Genomic DNA, 16,788 nt, shown 5'->3' with positions numbered 1-16,788 from the left:
AAAACAAAAGTCCCATCCCCCCGAGAACTCTTCTTGGTTGTTGCCTTTCCCGCAATGAGGGTGGTTTTCACCTTTGTGTTTTATGGAGCCGCTTATTATGCCTGACGCCACCGCTACTGCCACTTCACCGCCCGCCGCCGATTTTGTCCATCTGCACGTGCATACCCAGTACAGTATGCTGGACGGGGCCATTCGTCTGGATCGCCTCTTTGCCCAGTGCAAGGAATACGGCATGGAGGCGGTGGCCATCACCGACCATGGGGCCATGTTCGGGGCCCTGGAGTTTTACGTCAAGGCCAAAAAGGCCGGGATCAAGCCCATTATCGGCTGCGAGTTTTATGTCGCCCCGGAGAGCCGCGCCGACAAGAGCGCCAAAAGCGCCGGGGCGGCGGCCCACCACCTGGTGCTGCTGGCCATGAACCATGAGGGCTACCAAAATTTAATGAAGCTGGCCTCCTGCGCCCAGTTTGAAGGTTTCCACTACAAGCCCCGCATCGACCACGAACTGCTCACCCGCCACAACGAAGGGCTGATCGCCCTCACCGCCTGCCTGCACGGCCAGGTGCCGATGCTGCTTACCCGGGGCGATTACGACGGCGCCAAGGCCGCCGCCATTAAGCTGCACGAACTTTTCCCCGACCGGCTCTATCTGGAGATGCAGGAAAACAAGATCCCCGAGCAGCAGGTGGTCAACGACGGGCTCAAGAAACTGGCCGCCGAGCTCAAGCTGCCCCTGGTGGCCACCAACGACTGCCATTACCTCAACCGGGAGGAAGCCCAAGCCCACGAGGTGCTGCTCTGCATCCAGACCGGCAAAACCATGGCCGACCAGGGCCGCTTCCGCTTTTCCACCGACGAGCTGTTTTTCAAATCCCCCGCCGAGATGAAAAAAAGCTTCAGCCACTGCCCCGAGGCCATCGCCGAAACGGTGAAGGTGGCGGCGCGCTGCAACCTGGAGTTGGACCTGGAAAGCCACCATTTCCCCGATTTTCCGATACCGGAAGGGGAAACACTGGAGAGTCTGTTCAGTAAAGACGCCCGAGAGGGCCTGGAAAAACGTTTTACCGAAATCCGCCGTCTGACCGAACTTACCCCGGAGCAGGAAGAAGAGTACCGCGCCCGCCTGGAACACGAGATCGACGTGATTTTGAAGATGGGCTTTCCCGGCTACTTCCTGATCGTCGCCGATTTCATCAACTGGGCCAAGGACCACGAGATCCCGGTGGGTCCGGGTCGGGGCTCCGGGGCCGGCAGCCTGGTGGCCTGGGCGATGCGGATCACCGACATCGACCCGATGCCCTATGGCCTGATCTTCGAGCGTTTTTTGAATATTGAACGCAAGTCCATGCCCGATTTTGACGTCGATTTCTGCCAGGAGCGGCGCGGCGAGGTCATCGAGTATGTGCAACGTAAATACGGCGGGGCCGAAAACGTGGCCCAGATCGTCACCTACGGGTCGATGAAGGCCCGGGCGGTGGTGCGCGACGTGGGCCGGGCGCTGGGCATGGCCTATGGCGAAGTGGACCGGGTGGCCAAGCTGATCCCCGAAGAGCTGGGGATCACCCTGGACAAGGCCATCGACAAGGAACCCCGGCTGGGCGACCTGATGAAGCGCGAACCCCAGATCGCGGAACTGCTCAACGCCGCCCTGGTGCTGGAAGGGCTGCAGCGGCACACCTCCACCCACGCCGCCGGGGTGGTGATCTCGCCAAAACCCATGGTGGAATACCTGCCGCTGTGCAAGGGCCCCAAGGGCGAGGTGCTGACCCAGTACGACATGAAACACACCGAGATGACCGGGCTGATCAAGTTCGACTTTCTCGGGCTGAAAACCCTCACCGTCATCGACCGGGCCGGCAAGCTGATCAAAGGTGATCTGGGCCAGGAGATCGACATCGGCGCCATTCCCACCGACGACCCCAAGACCTACAACCTGCTCTGCAAGGGCGACGCCCTGGGGGTTTTCCAGTTGGAAAGCTCCGGTATGCGCTCGTTGCTGATGAAGATGAAGCCCGAGCAGTTTTCCGACCTCATCGCCCTGGTCGCCCTCTACCGCCCCGGCCCGCTGGAATCCGGCATGGTGGAAGACTTTGTCAACACCAAGCACGGCCGCATGGTGGCCAAGTACCCCCTGCCGCAACTGGAGCCCATCCTGAAGGAAACCTACGGGGTGATCGTCTACCAGGAACAGGTGATGAAGATCGCCAACGTGCTGGCCGGCTACTCGCTGGGCGATGCCGACAACCTGCGGCGGGCCATGGGCAAGAAGATCGCCTCGGTGATGGACGCCGAAAAGGACAAGTTCCTGGCCGGCTGCGCCAAAAACGAGATCGACCCCAAGAAGGCCGAGTACATCTTTGATTTGATGGCCAAGTTCGCCGGCTATGGCTTCAACAAGAGCCACAGTGCGGCCTATGCTTTAGTGGCCTACCAGACCGCCTGGCTCAAGGCCCACTACCCGGCCCAGTTCATGGCCGCCCTGCTCTCTTGCGACATGGGCAACACCGACAAGGTGGTGCGCTACATCAACGAATGCAAGGAGCACGAGATCGAGGTGCGGCCGCCGGACATCAACGAATCCTTCCGGGACTTCACGGTCATCGACGACCGCATCCGCTTCGGCCTGGCGGCGGTGAAAAACGTCGGCGGGGCGGCCCTGGAGTCCATCATCGATATTCGCGAAGCCGATGGCCCGTATAAATCGCTGGTGGACTTCTGCCGCCGGGTGGACGGCCGCAAGGTCAACCGCCGGGTGATCGAAAGCCTGATCCGGGCCGGCGCCTTTGATTCCCTGGGGGCCAAGCGCTCGCAACTGGAGGCCATTTTAGACCGAGCTCTGGACCAGGCCCAGGCCGCCCAGCGGGACAAGTTGAGCGGCCAGATCTCGCTCTTTGCCGCCATGCCGGCCCAGCAGGCCGACCGGGCCACTGAGATCGAGCTGCCGGAAATGCCGGAGTGGGATGAAAAACATAAACTGCTGCTGGAAAAGGAGACGGTGGGGTTTTATCTTACCGGCCACCCGCTGGACAAGCACCGCCGGGAGCTGGCGTCCCTCACCGACACCGACCTGCACGGCCTGAAGGAGTGGCCGGATAACCAACCGGTCCGCATCGGCGGGCTGATCCGCCAGTTCAAGAACCACCGCAGCAAGAAAGGCGACCCGATGGCCTTTGTCACCCTGGAAGACACGGTGGATTCGGTGGAGGTGGTGATCTTCCCCAATGCCTATGCCGCGTGCGCCCACCTGCTGGGGGGGGATGAGCCCATCGTGATCCAGGGCAAGGTGCAGAAGGAGGAAAGCGGGGTCAAGATAATCGCCGACACGGTGGATGCCTTGAGTGACGCCCAGGTCAAGTACACTGACCGGGTGGTGATCCGGCTCAAGGCCGACAAGGTGGACCGCCCCCGCATCGAGGCGGTAAAAAAAACCATCCAGCGCCACCACGGCCCCTGCCGGGTCAGCCTCAACCTGCTCTTCCCCGACCGGGGCGAGGTGGAGGTGCTGGCCTCGGAAGACCTTACCATCCGCCCTTGCCGCGAGTTCAGCACCGAAGTGGAACAACTGCTGGGCTACACCGCCTTAAGCTACCGCAAAAAGGCCACCGAAGACCTCGACCCGGGCAGGGGTAACGGTAGAGGCAATGGCCGGGGCAACGGCCGCCGGTAGCCAGGCGCAGGCCGATAGCCGAACCTTCCCATTCTTCCATACGATGAACAGGCCGCCACTTGGCATGCCGAGGAACGCGCCCGGCTTGGCGGAGAAGGAAAAACCCCGGCCCTTGCTGCGGCCGTCGCCCCGAAAAAAGCGAAGGGGGTTACGAGGCCCAGTTGGATAATTTCAGACCCGGTATTCTGGCGAAATGTTTCTGGTTGTTGCTGATCAGAGTGAGATTGTGAGTAATGGCGGTTACGGCAATGATCAGGTCCAAGTCGGCCAACCGCTTGCCGTGCCCTTCCAGCTTTGCCTTTAGTTTGCCAAAGGAGGCGACGGTTTCCGGACCGGGAGCGAGCAGGGGGAACGAGTTCTCCAGGGTGCCGAGCTTGGCCAGGTTCGCATCGATATGCTGTGATTTGTAGGCGCCGTAATAAAGCTCCATCATGGTAACAGTGCTCAGATACATGGGATCATGCCGGTGAACGCGCAGATTATCCTGCACGGCAGGATCCCCTTTTAAGGCGTAAATTACAGTATCGGTATCAAGCAGAAACATCACAACCCATTGGCAAGGCGCGTGCTGTCGACGCGGGACTTTCTGGTTTCTTTGATAATCTCTGCGGCCGTCCGGCTATCCTTCCAGGAGCCGGACAGCTGCAACAGGACCTCGGCCGGGGTCGGAGTGGAAAACAGTATTTTCTGTCTTGCAACGTATGATTTTATCATAAAGACCAGTTCTTGGCTCACAGACCTGTTCTCCGCCGCCGCCAAGCGCTTTACTTGCTCGTAAAGATCATCATCAATTCCTTTTACCTGTAGATTTGCCATGTTGATCTCCGTCAAAAAAATGGGGTCAAGGCGGGACGTGTTCATGATAATTTATTCTTGTGTCATGAACATGTCAAGAAGGAAATTGGAAGGAAATTCTTGTTCTCTGCTCCCACGCAAATACATCTTCGCTCTACACCGAGCATGGCGTGAAAGAAATATGTTCATAAAATTCTTGTAGCACGCCCCGGATAAAAACAAAAGGAGGAGTGTCAGCGAAGCGGGGGCGGGCGGATGCCCGGCCCCCGGGTTGAGGTTTGTTGGTTGGTTTTCCTGGTTAGCCCTGGAGCAGGCTGAGGACGTTTTCGGCAGTGGCGTTGGCCTGAGCCATGGCGAAGCTGCCGGCCTGGTTCAGGACCTGGAACTTGCTGAAGTTGGCCGCCTCGTCGGCGAAGTCCACATCCCGGATGCCGCTCTCGGCGGCGGAGATGTTGACCCGGGTGGTGGAGATGTTGGAAATGGTCGAGGTAAGCTGGTTCTGCACCGAACCAAGGTCCGCCCGTACCTTGTTGAGATCCTTCAGGGCCGCATCGGCAATGGCGATGGCCAACTGGGCATCTGCCTGGGTAGTGACATTGACATCACTCAGGCGCTTGACCTCGGTATCGGTCTTGCTGATGGCGGCGGACTCGCTTTCTTCCACCACCTCCAGGACGCTGTTCTGGGCCACCTTGGAACCGGCGGCCAGTTCCAGGTGGTGCAGCACCTCCAACCCGCCGGCGCCGACGGTGAAATTGCTGTCTAAGATTTCACCGTGGCGGGCCACCAGCGCCCCGGCGGCATTGTACAGATCAAAGGTCAGCTCGGTGCCGGCGGCCAGCACCGAACCCTCGGCCAGCAGGGAACCGGCTCCCACCAGCATGGTGGCCCCGGAAGAAACTTCCACCTCGTCATTCACCAGCAACGAGCCGCCGATGGTGGAATTGTCAGCCAATTCGGAATTGGCCGCCAGATAGGAGCCGGCGGCCAGCTGCAACTCCCCGGAGGCCACCACCAGCGCGGAATCGTCCTCCACGGTACCGCCGATGGTGCTGCCGGTGTTGATCACCGTGCCGTCGGCCAGAACAATGTCTTCGCTGGTGGTAAGCGAACTGAACTCCACATCATCGCTGAGCACCGAATCGGTATTGAGCACCGAGCCGGCTCCGATGGTTGAACCGGAAGAGAGGGTCATGGTACCGCTGACGCTGAGGGTGGTCGAACCGACATGAATCTCCTGGTCCAAGCTGGTACCGGTGTGCAATGCACTGCCGTCGGCGATAGTGATGTTACTACCGGTGTGGGCCCAGTTGCTCCCGCCCACCGTTATGCCGCCTTCACCGAGCTTGACATCCCCGGCCAGCACGGTACCAACAATGGAGAGTTCACTGTCTGCGGCGATGGTAGAGCCGTTTGCCAGGGTTACCGTCTCTCCCGTAGCCACGGTGAGGGTGGAGTCGGTGGTGAATCCGTCGGAAAGCACGGTGCCGTCGGTGGCCAGAACGCTGTCGGCACCGATATCCGAACCGGCTGCCAGGCTCATGGTGCCACCGGTGATATTACCGCTGGCCACATGGATCGCGCCGCTGACGTTTTCCGTACCGGCAAGCAGGGTGGAACCGGTAGCGACCGTGGTATCCGCATTGTCACTGCTTAACAGCAGATCAGCCGTCAAGGCTTGGGTCGTATCCAACTCAACATTGTTATTCATCACGGAACCAGCCCCCAAGAGGCTGCCGGCGGCGATAACGTTGTTGGCTCCCGAATTTTTGAGAACCAAGTCATTGGCACCGCTCAAGCCGTCAGCGGTAAGAACAAATTGGTTCTGTAGTTGAATAAAAGGACCACCCGCCGTACTCAAAATATGCAGTGTATTGTTTGCGCCACTGTTAAAATGATCGCCTACCGTCTGATCAGCTCCCGACAGGTTCATACCTGCTGCAAGCAACAGGGCTTGGGCGCCACTGAGACTAAAACCGCTGGTACCATTAGCCAAAACGGAACCGGCCTCCAAAGTCGTGCCAGTTTTCAATGCGCTTCCAGACAATCCATTACCGGAAGCAATCTCCTTAATGGTAAAAGCGGTGCTCAGGGTGGTGCCGCTGCCGATCACTGTATCGGCGGCCAATTCGGAACCATTGCCAATGGTGCCGCTGGCAAAGGTTGAAGGTCCCGAGGTGGTCATTGAACCAGGGCCGGTAAAGGTGGTACCGGCACCCAGCACGGCATTTTGCAGGGTGGTGCCGTCACCCAAGGTGCTGCCGCTAGTGGTGGTGATAGCGCCATTCAGCTCCACCGTGGCTTCAGCAAAATTGCTCAAATCGGTACCGGCGCCAATTGTTGAGCCGCTGACCAGTTGCGAGCCGGCCCCGATGGTGGAACCACTGGACAGGCTGACGCCGCTGCCCACCACGAAGGTAGTGCCGGCGAAGACAGTACCGAAGTCGGTACCGGCGGCGATAACGCTGTCGGCGGCCAACACCGAATTGGCACCGATGGTGCCGGAAGCACTCACCGGCTGGCTGGTCCGGGCCACACCGTTGATTTCGGTGTTGGCGCCCAAAATGGAGTTGATCAGGGTGGTGCCGGCAGTGAGGGTGCTGCCGCTGGTGGTGGAGACCACCGGATGGCGCACCTCCCCGACCCCGGCAATTTCTTCCCCGGCGCCAACCTGTACATTGACCAACTCAGAACCTTGGGCCAGGGTGAAACCGTTGGGGCCGGAAACCCGCAGGGTGGACTCGATGGTGGAGCCGGAATTGACCACTGAACCGGCACCCAGCACCGAGCCGGAGGCCAGCACCGAATCGTGGGTGGTCCAGGCCCCGCTGCCCAGCACCAGGTTGCCGTCCACCGCCACTTGGGGGCCGTCCAGGGTCGGCAGGTCGCGGTCGTAGATATCGATTTCCGCCGCCCCATGCTGGCTGAGCATGATGTAACCCAGGGTAGACAGATTACTCTCCCCCCCCAGCACCGCGTTGGTGTGCTCACCGTGGGTCACTGCAATGGCCCGGCCATCCATGGAGGTCATGGTCAGGCGTCCGCCGTAATCGATGGAGGCGAACACGCCGTGCTGGTTGCTCTTCTGGTTGATGGACTTGACCAGGGCGCCGTTAGCGTCATTTTCTTGAACATCCACCTCACCGATGTGCACCCCGTTGATGGCGAAGTTGCCGTCGGTGCGACCGGCGGCAATATTTTCCGCCGTGGTGCTGCGTACTACCGCCTCGGCGCTGATGCCCAGCTCATCGGAAAGCCGGTTGATCTGGTCAACCACCGCCCCCAACGAGTTTTCCCGGCTGTTATCGTAGGCGACCTTGACGCTGCTCAAGTCATAGACCTGGTCGTTGATGCTGCTGCGGATCGACAGCGAAGTGGTGCCCACGGCATGAAAGGAAAGCTCGGCGGTGGCAACATGGCCGATCTTGATGGACTCGCTGGAGGCGATGGAAAAATTGACGGTCTCCTGGGAGTAGGCGCCGACCTGGAAGGCCTTGTTGGTGAAGTTGCCGGACAACAACTTTTGATTGTTGAAGGCGGTGGTGTTGGCGATGTTATCGAGCTGCTCCAGCAGCCGGTTGATATCGGCCTGGATGGCGGCCCGGCTCTCGCTGGTCTGGCCGTCCTGGGCGGCCTGGATGGCCTTGGTCTTGACGGTGTTGACGATGTTGATGGACTCTTCCAGGGCGCCGTCGGCGGTCTGCACCATGGAGATGCCGTCGTTGGCGTTGCGGATGGCCTGGCCCAACCCCAGGGCCTGGGACTTGAGGGAGTCGGCAATGGCCATGCCGGAGGCGTCGTCGGCGGCCCGGTTGATGCGCAGACCGGAAGATAGTTTCTCCAGTGAAGAAGAGAGACTGTTGCCGTTCTTCAGCATGTTGTTGTGGGCTGTCATGGCGGCGATGTTGGTGTTAATTCTCATGCTCATGGCGTTGCTCCTCCCTTACTATGGGGTAAACCTTGGCGGTAGCGGAAATTATTTCATCTTGCGCCGAGGTTTATGCATAATCCATGCCAACACAGCCGACAAAAAAAATAGGGGCGACGACCCATGCTGCGGCCGTCGCCCCCGGAAAAAGCGAAGGGGGACAGTTTTGCTAAACTGTCCCCCTTCGGGAAGGCGGGGGTGGGCGGTGCCCGCCCCCGGTTGAGGTTTAGTTGTTGGTTTTCAGCTTAGCCCTGGAGCAGGCTGAGCACGTTCTGGGCCGTGGCGTTGGCCTGGGCCATGGCGAAGGAACCGGCCTGGTTCAGCACCTGGAACTTGCTGAAGTTGGCTGCTTCCTCGGCGAAGTCCACGTCGCGGATACCGGATTCAGCGGCGCTGATGTTGACCCGGGTCACCGAGATATTGGAGATGGTGGAGGTCAACTGATTCTGCACCGAACCCAAATCCGCCCGAACCTTGTTGAGGTCCTTCAGGGCCGCGTCGGCGATGGCGATCGCCGTCTGGGCGCCTTCCTGGCTGGTCACGTCCACGTCGCTGAGGCGGGCCACTTCCGACGCGCTCTGGTCGAAATCGGCGGCTTCAACACTATCCAGCACCGCCAGGGTAGAACCGGCGGCCAGGACGGAGCCTTCGGCCAGGTCGATGTCACGCTCGATGCTCAGACCGTTTTCACCCACTACGAAGGCCTCGGTCAGGGTGTCGCCCACGCTCGCCACCAGATCACCTTCGTCGTCATAAAGATCGAAGGTCATGACGGTACCGGTGGCCAGCTCCGAACCCTCGGCCAGGGTGGAGCCGCCGCCCACGGTCATGGTGGCGCCGGTGCTGACCACGGCCTCCTCGGCCAGTTCAATGGTGCCACCGATGGTGGAACCGTCGGCCAGTTCCGAATCCTCGGCAATGGTGGAGCCGGCAGTCAGATGCAGCTCACCGGTGGTCACGGTGAGGGTGGAGCCGCTCTGCACGGTGCCGCCAAAGGTGCTGCCGGTGTTGATCACCGTACCGGAGGAAAGGGTCATGTCATCGGTCAGTTCCAGGGTCGCAAAGCTCACATCATCGCTGAGCGTGGAGCCGGTGTACAGGGTGGAACCTTCACCGATGGTCGAGCCGGTCGCCAAGGTCATGGTACCGCTGACCGCCAGGGTGGTGGAACCGACGTGGATCGCCTGATCAAGGTCGGTACCGGTGTGCAGGGCACTGCCGCCGGCGATGGTGGTATCACCGGTGACGGTGGTCCAGTCGGTCGCACCCACCTCGATGCCTTCACCGCCAAGCTTGACAGCCCCGGCCAGCACGGTGGAAGCGATGGAGAGTTCACTGTTTGCGGCGATGGTAGAGCCGTCTGCCAGGGTTACCGTCTCTCCCGTAGCCACGGTGAGGGTGGAGTCGGTGGTGAATTCGTCGGAAAGCACGGTGCCGTTGGTGGCCAGAACGCTGTCGGCACCGATATTCGAACCGGCTGCCAGGGTCATGTTCCCGCTCACGACACCACTGCCAACGTTAATCACCCCAGAGGTGTTGACGGTGCCGGCATGCAATTGCGAATCTCCCTTAACCACGGTCCCGGTGCCGCCCAGGGTCTGCTCGGCAGCCAAGGTTTGCTCACCCTGCAGGGTCATGGTTGCACCATCAAGTTGTGTGTTGATACCAAGGGTGCTGCCACTGGCAATGACAAGAGCGTCGATGGTGCTGCCTGAATCACCGATAATTACATTTCCAGTCAAAGCAAGCGTTTCAGATGCTGCAACGGTAGCGTCCTGCATCACCTTGCGATAATCACCACTTGCGGCTGCAAGCCAAGTGCCGCTGGCGTCGCCATCCGCATCAGTGTTAGCAAAGAAAGCCACAACATCGTCCGAATGAATCGCCGTACTTATGTTTAAAACCGATCCGGAAAGCAATTCCGTACCACCCCCCAAAACACTTCCTGCGGAATCTCCTCCTAAGCCAGTGATCCCTTGCACGGCCAACGCGGTGGCCAAAGTGGTCCCGGAGCCAATAACCGTACCATCAGCCAGCACCGAATTATTGCCGAGAGTACCACCTGCGGTGAAGTTGCTGTCTCCGCTCGTAGTCATCACCCCGGTGCCGGAAACGGTGGTACCGGCACCCAGCACGGCACTTTGCAGGGTGGTGCCACCACCCAAGGTGCTGCCGCTGCTGGTACCGGTGATAGCGCCACTCAGCCCCACCGTGGCTTCAGCAAAATTGCTCAAAGCGGTACCAGAGCCAATCGTTGAGCCGGCGGCCAGTGCCGAGTCGGCGCCGATGGTGGAACCGCTGGTCACGGTAGCCCCGCTGCCGACCACAAAGGTCTCGCCGGCGAAGGTGCCGGAAAAGGTTGTACCGGCGGCAATAATGGAATCAGCCGCCAGGGTGGAGCCGGCGCCGATGGTGCCGCTGGCGTTGACCGTACCGCTGGTCCGGGCCACACCGTTGATTTCGGTGTTGGCGCCCAGGGTGGAGCTGATCAGGGTGGTACCGGCGGTGAGGGTGCTGCCGCTGGTGGTGGTAACGGAACCGGAAACGGTGCCGATGCCCTGAATGGTATCACCCCCCTGGACGGTGATACCGGCCAGTTCGGAGCCGGTGGCCATCTCGAAGGTGCCTGCCACGGTGAGGGAAGACTGCACCGAGGAGCCGGAGTTGACAATGGAGCCGGCGGCCAGGGAAGAGCCGGAGGCAAGGATGGAATCATCGGTGGTAACGACATTTCCAGCCAGCACCAGGTTGCCGTCCACCGCCACCTGGTCACCCACCAGTTCGGCGCCGTTACGGTCGGCTACCACGATGTCCGCCGCCCCGGCCTGGTTGAGGTTGATCACGCCGATGGTGGACATGTCTGCGGTGCCGCCCAAAACGGCGGTGGTGTTCGCGTCCTGGGTAATCGAAATGGCCCGGCCGTCCTGGGAGGTAAGGGTCATTTTACCGGTGTAGTCCACCGAAGCAAAAACGCCGTGCTGGTTGGTCTTGCCGTTGATGGCCTGAACCAGGGCGCCGTCGGCGTCGTTTTCCTTTACCCCCACGTCGCCGATGTTGACACCGTTAATGGCAAAACTGGCGTCGGTACGGCCTGCAGTAATGTTGTCATCGGTGGTGGTGCTCACCACGGCTTGGGCGGTAATGCCCAACTGGTCGGAGAGCTTGTTGATCTGGTCCGCCAGGGCGCCCAGGGAGTTCTCGCGGGTGTTGTCGTAGGCGATCTCCACGGTGCTCAGGCTGAAGGTCTCGTTGGCGATGCTGGAGTAAATATCCAGCGCGGCGGTACCGGCTCCAGTATAAGTCAGGGTGGAAGACGCCACGTGCCCCAGCTTGGTGGACTCGCTGGAGGCGATGGAGAAGTTTACCGTCTCCTGGGAGTAGGCGCCGACCTGGAAGGCCTTGTTACTGAAGTTGCCGGACAACAGCTTCTGATTGTTGAAGGCGGTGGTCTTGGCGATGTTGTCCAGCTGTTCCATCAGCCGGTTGACGTCGGCCTGGATGGCGGCCCGGGACTCACTGGTCTGACCGTCCTGGGCGGCCTGGATGGCCTTGGTCTTGATGGTGTTGACGATGTTGATGGATTCCTCCAGGGCACCGTCGGCGGTCTGCACCATGGAGATACCGTCATTGGCGTTCCGGATGGCTTGGCCCAAGCCCAGCGACTGGGAGCGCAGGGCGTCGGCAATGGCCATACCGGAGGCGTCGTCAGCGGCCTTGTTGATGCGCAGACCGGAAGAGAGTTTCTCAAGGGATGCAGTAAGATTGTTGCCGGTCTTCTGCATGTTGTTGTGGGCGTTCATCGCCGCGATGTTGGTGTTGATTTTCAAGCTCATGGTTTAATCCTCCGTCCATGTGTTGTGGTGGTTGGGGAGATTCCTTTCTCCCCGCCTTTTTAGTTGCCCGGGGACAGATTTAAAATCTGTCCCCTACTGCCTTCTTACCGCTCGTGGTCACCTCCTTGTTATTGCGTTTACAATTTGCAAAGTAGCGACCCCGAACCGGGGCCGGTTCACCTTTTTCCAACCTACGTATCGGCCGCTTCCGCCGGGACTTGAAGGTTTTTTACCCGGCTTGCTTTGGCGCCCGACAACCGTAGCACTTCCACGGCTTCCGGCAGGGCGGTGAAGCATTTTTCGCAGGCGACCGGAGGAAATCGGCGTCTGACCCTAATTGGGGGGCATTTCAAGCGGCCGTTAAAGCGGTCACAATGAAGGTCTTCGAAGAGCTGGACAATTCATTAACCCTATGATAAATGAACTTTCATGAGCATCGCTGACCCGGACAATAAACTGGACATCGGAGTGGCCGCAAACCTTCCGGACCGCGACGAATCGACCGCCTTGATGGAGCCGATGGTGGTGAGCGAAAGCTCAAGACACCGCACGGCTTTGTGTGACCTCGCCATAGAACTGGCGAGCCAGGCTTTCGGGTTTCGCCGCAGTCTGCCGGAAGGGGTAATGACGGCCCTGGCTGATCTGGTCCGGGCCATGAATTGCTACTACAGTAACTTGATCGAAGGCCACGACACCCACCCGATTGATATTGAGCGCGCCCTCAAAAACGATTACAGCACCGATCCAGCCAGACGGGATCTGCAACTCGAAGCAAGGGCTCATGTCGCGGTCCAGGAATGGATTGACCATGGCGGGCTGAAGGGCCGCGCCACCACCGTCAGCGGTCTGCTTGAGATTCACCGGCGCTTCGGCGAGTTGCTCCCCGACGAACTGTTATGGGCGCAAGCCCCGGAAAGCGGCGAGAGGATCAGGGTTATCCCCGGCGCGTTGCGGGAGCGCGATGTCCGGGTGGGTCGGCATGTGCCTGTCAGCCCCGGCGCGCTGCCGCGCTTCCTGGCGCGGTTCGAAGCGGCCTATGGAGGGCTTGGCAAAACGGATCGCATCCTGGCGGCGGCGGGGGCGCATCATCGGCTGCTCTGGATCCACCCGTTTCTCGACGGCAATGGCCGTGTTGCCCGGCTGATCTCTTATGCGATGCTGCTGGAGACCCTGGATACGGGCGGTATCTGGTCCATCGCCAGGGGGCTGGCCCGCAATGAGGTCACTTACAAGAGTCAGCTTGCGGCCTGCGATATGTTGCGGCGCAACGATCTTGACGGACGCGGCCATTTGAGCGAAGAGGCGTTGGCGGAATTCACCCGCTTCTTCCTCAACACCTGCATCGACCAGGTAAAATTCATGGAAGGCCTGGTGCAACCGGACCGGTTGCGCGACCGTATTCTGATCTGGACGGAAGAGGAAATTCGGGCCGATGCCCTGCCGCCAAAGTCCGGGGCGGTGCTGGAAGCCGTACTTTATCGCGGTGAGCTGCAAAGGGGCGAAGTTGCCCGAATCACCGGCACCGGCGAGCGCCAAGCCCGCCGCGTAACGGCCGCGCTTATCGAGCAAGAGGTCCTGGCATCCACAAGTTCGCGGGCGCCACTTCGTCTTGCCTTTCCCGCCAAACTCGCCTCGCGCTGGTTGCCCGGGCTCTTTCCGGAGAAATAGAAGTCCCCTACCAGCGCGATAACCACGGGCAAATCGGGCTCTAAACCGACTCCGTTCCCGACCCCGACAGGCGTTGGGCCAGTTGCTGGTAGGCCTCCAGGGCCGCTTCGGGCTGGTTCAGGGCCTGGTAGCAGTCGCCGATTTTCTTGAGCACCTCCACGGCTTGAGGCAGGGCGGTGAAGCATTTTTCGTAGGCGGCCAGGGCGTCTTCGGCCTGGCCGGCGGCCAGCAGGGTGTCGCCGATGGTCTCCCAGTTGCGGGCGCAGTCGCGGTCCAAGGCCACGGCCTGGTCCAGGGCCGCCACTCCGGCGGGAAATTCCTGGCGGTTGAAGGCCAGGTCGGCCAGCTGGAGCTGGAATTCGGCCTCCTTGACCTCTTTGCCCAGTTGCTTCACCAGTTCCGGCAGCGCCGGGCTGAAACGGGCCGCCTTCAGCCACAGGCGGCGGGCCACCGCCGGGTTGCGCTGCTTAAAGTAACGGCCGGCATCAATATAATGGTCGGCCAGCGCCCGACGGCAGGCGACGATCTTTTCCCCCAGGGCGGGGTCCTGCCGCTCGGCGGCGGCAAAGTATTGCTCGGCCCGGTCGAACAGCGAACGGTGGGCGGCGATGGCACCGTGGTAAAAGGCCGCCAGGGCGGGGGGCGCGGTCTCGGCCGGGGCCGGGGCAGCATCGTCGGCCGCCGGGTCATGCTCAGTATCGGCGGTGCTGGGCGGCGCAATCCCGTGGGCGGCCAGGGTTTTCTCCAGCAGCATCAGGTCGCCGCTCTGGTAATAAAGCTCCAGTAGTTCCCCCAACCCGGGCCCGGCCGGGGCGCTTTTGTTCTTGCCTTTGCCTTTACCCTTGCCGCCGGCTTGGGCCTTGGCCAGTTTATCCAGCAGAAAGCCCTCCCGCTTGAGATGTTCGTGAACCTGGCGCAGCCGATCGGCAAAGGGCGACAGCACCCGGCGGCGGAAGCGGTTGATCACCCGGAAACGTTCCATATTCTTGGCCAGCCAGTCGAGGTACCGTGCCGGGTCACCGGCCAGTTGCGACAACTCGTGGTTGAGGCGGTCGCTCAGGCGCAGGCCCTCCATGGTGGCCTCATCCAGCAGGCCCCAAAGGCGGGTGCCGTCCAGCCGTTGGTTGACCTCGTCCAGCTCCCGGATTGGTTTTTTGAGTTCCCGGGGCAGCAGGTCGTACTTGCCGCAGGGCGCCTGCTGTTGCCGCATTTTTTCAATCTCCGGCTCCACCTTGACCACCAGGCGATCGAGGGTCGCCAGGTCTTTTTCCACCCGGGCTGTTTCCTTCAAAGTACGGCCGAACTCATCCAGCAGGCGACGACGGCGGGGGGTGCTGTCGCCCTGCTCGGCGGCCTTGATGGTGGTAGCGACCTCACGGGGGGCGGTACAAAACTGCTCGACAACCCTGGCCAGGGGCATTTCCTCGGCACCCTCCAGCCGCACCCCGCCCTCGGTGGCGTTGATAAAGTGAAATTGCGGCAAGGTGGCCATGTTCTGCTCGAAGGTGTACTTGAAGCCCAGAAAGGAGCGGCTGGTGCGGATCTGTCCCCGGCCGCCGTAGGCGTCTACCATCACTGAATCTTTAGAAGCCGTCAATTTGGCGGCATGTTCACCGCCGATGGCCAGCGAGGTATGACCGGCATGGCTTTTATCATCGCTGTAGGCCAGGTCCTGGCCGACAAAGATGATGGGTGAACAGCCCAGGATGACGGCGGCGGTGAAGTTGAGCTGGGCCACGGTGGCGGCCCCGGAGGTGGTCAGCTTACCGCCCAACAGGTTGTTGATCCATTTTTCCATGTTCTTGCCGGTGAAGGTCCAGTGTACCTGGCGGGCCGGGAAAACCTTGGGCACCTTGGTGTTGACCCAGGAACTGCAGACCAGGGCGGTGTCCACCGGTTGGTCGGCAACGTCGATCACCTTTTCCAGCACCAGGTCCACCATATCGATACAGCCGGTGAAATCCGGAGTTACCCCGTGCGCCATAAGGGCCGGCAGGGCTGAATCGACGGCGATGATCACCGCCTTGTCCTTGGCTTGAGGCAGCAGGTGGATGTTTTTGTCCAGGGACGGCCCGCCGGAGACCAGGATGGCCGGCACCCCGGCAAAGGCGCCTTTAAGGCGCTCCAGCAGGCATTGGTGCTGGATGGCAGTGAGGTGGCGCAGGCGGTTGTCGATGAACTTGGCGCCGTAGGCCATGGTGGTGTTGCCGCCCAGGTTGAAACTGTTGCCGATGCTGAACACCCGCTCGTGCATCCGACGGTAGGTGTCCGGGAAGGCCCGGAAGCAGGGAGCGTGCTGCAGCACGTGGATGCTTTCCAGTTGCAGCACCCGCGCCAGGGGGCTGAGCACCGCCTCCACCTCGATTTCCGGCCCCACCGCCAGCCGCACCCGGGGGTCGGTGAGCAGGGTTGTAAGATCACGGTTTTTCAGGGCCTGAATGAACAGGCCGGTTTCCGGCTCAAACACCAGCAGGTGGCGCAGTTGGGGCCGGTCGGCGAGCATGGCCACCGGGGTATACCCCAGGCCCATGCCGACAAAGGCCGCCACCCCGGTGGCCCCTTCCGGCACCAGGGCGTAGTAGCTGGCCAATTCAGCGCTGGTGTCCCGGCGGTCATGGAAGTAGATTTCTCCGCCGTCGGAACCGGGCAGAACCAGGTTGGGACAGCCGTCGGCGGCAGGCACGACGCGGCCCGGCGCTTCCTGCCGGTAATCCTGCACCGCCTGCCAGACTTGGGGATGATTTTCCCGCAGCAGGACCAGGTTTTGTTCATAATGGCTGTGCCCATCGGGATTTTGCCCGCCATTATCCTGATCCGGCGCTGCCGACGTGGTTTTGCTGACGTTTTCCTGGCTCATTGACCTTACTCCCTCGTTTTCGTTTTATCTGTGGTTGCAC

Annotated in this window: 7 protein-coding genes and 1 pseudogene; 2 read left to right on the top strand and 6 right to left on the bottom strand. The window is 60.9% G+C overall.

Annotated features, from left to right (window positions below; translation table 11 throughout):
• The first annotated feature begins 97 nt into the window (after window positions 1-97).
• Entirely contained in the window at window positions 98-3,667 is a 3,570-nt protein-coding gene (gene dnaE, locus P0N66_RS00900; RefSeq protein WP_275802066.1) for a DNA polymerase III subunit alpha, read from the top strand.
• Between the two features lie 148 nt (window positions 3,668-3,815).
• Here dnaE and P0N66_RS00895 read toward each other — a convergent pair whose 3' ends face one another.
• The 5 genes and pseudogenes from P0N66_RS00895 to P0N66_RS00880 all read right to left on the bottom strand — a co-directional run bounded on the left by P0N66_RS00895 (window position 3,816) and on the right by P0N66_RS00880 (window position 12,223).
• Window positions 3,816-4,211, bottom strand: a complete 396-nt coding sequence (locus tag P0N66_RS00895) for a type II toxin-antitoxin system VapC family toxin (protein ID WP_275802065.1) — start codon at window positions 4,209-4,211, stop codon at window positions 3,816-3,818.
• Window positions 4,211-4,483 (bottom strand): ribbon-helix-helix domain-containing protein, encoded by a 273-nt coding sequence (locus P0N66_RS00890; protein ID WP_275802064.1) that lies wholly within the window; start codon window positions 4,481-4,483, stop codon window positions 4,211-4,213. Before P0N66_RS00890 ends, P0N66_RS00895 begins: the two co-directional genes overlap by 1 nt.
• Before the next feature lie 277 nt (window positions 4,484-4,760).
• Entirely contained in the window at window positions 4,761-7,739 is a 2,979-nt protein-coding gene (locus tag P0N66_RS00885; RefSeq protein ID WP_431189985.1) for a beta strand repeat-containing protein, read from the bottom strand.
• Between the two features lie 162 nt (window positions 7,740-7,901).
• Window positions 7,902-8,390 (bottom strand): annotated as a pseudogene (locus P0N66_RS12820) (flagellin N-terminal helical domain-containing protein); the annotation flags it as partial.
• A 245-nt stretch (window positions 8,391-8,635) separates the two neighbouring features.
• Window positions 8,636-12,223 carry a flagellin N-terminal helical domain-containing protein gene (locus tag P0N66_RS00880; RefSeq protein ID WP_275802062.1) on the bottom strand — a complete coding sequence of 1,196 codons (3,588 nt, stop codon included), beginning with the start codon at window positions 12,221-12,223 and terminating at the stop codon, window positions 8,636-8,638.
• A 429-nt stretch (window positions 12,224-12,652) separates the two neighbouring features.
• Between P0N66_RS00880 and P0N66_RS00875 the strand changes: the two genes are divergently transcribed.
• Complete coding sequence (locus P0N66_RS00875; RefSeq protein WP_275802061.1) at window positions 12,653-13,891, top strand: Fic family protein; 1,239 nt, start codon at window positions 12,653-12,655, stop codon at window positions 13,889-13,891.
• 40 nt (window positions 13,892-13,931) lie between these two features.
• Here P0N66_RS00875 and P0N66_RS00870 read toward each other — a convergent pair whose 3' ends face one another.
• Complete coding sequence (locus tag P0N66_RS00870) at window positions 13,932-16,748, bottom strand: 6-hydroxymethylpterin diphosphokinase MptE-like protein (RefSeq protein ID WP_275802060.1); 2,817 nt, start codon at window positions 16,746-16,748, stop codon at window positions 13,932-13,934.
• Window positions 16,749-16,788 lie beyond the last annotated feature (40 nt).

Origin of the sequence: Desulfurivibrio dismutans, assembly GCF_029210385.1 — a bacterium.
Taxonomy (GTDB): Bacteria; Desulfobacterota; Desulfobulbia; order Desulfobulbales; family Desulfurivibrionaceae; genus Desulfurivibrio; species Desulfurivibrio dismutans.
This window is presented reverse-complemented; position numbering and strand designations above follow the sequence as displayed.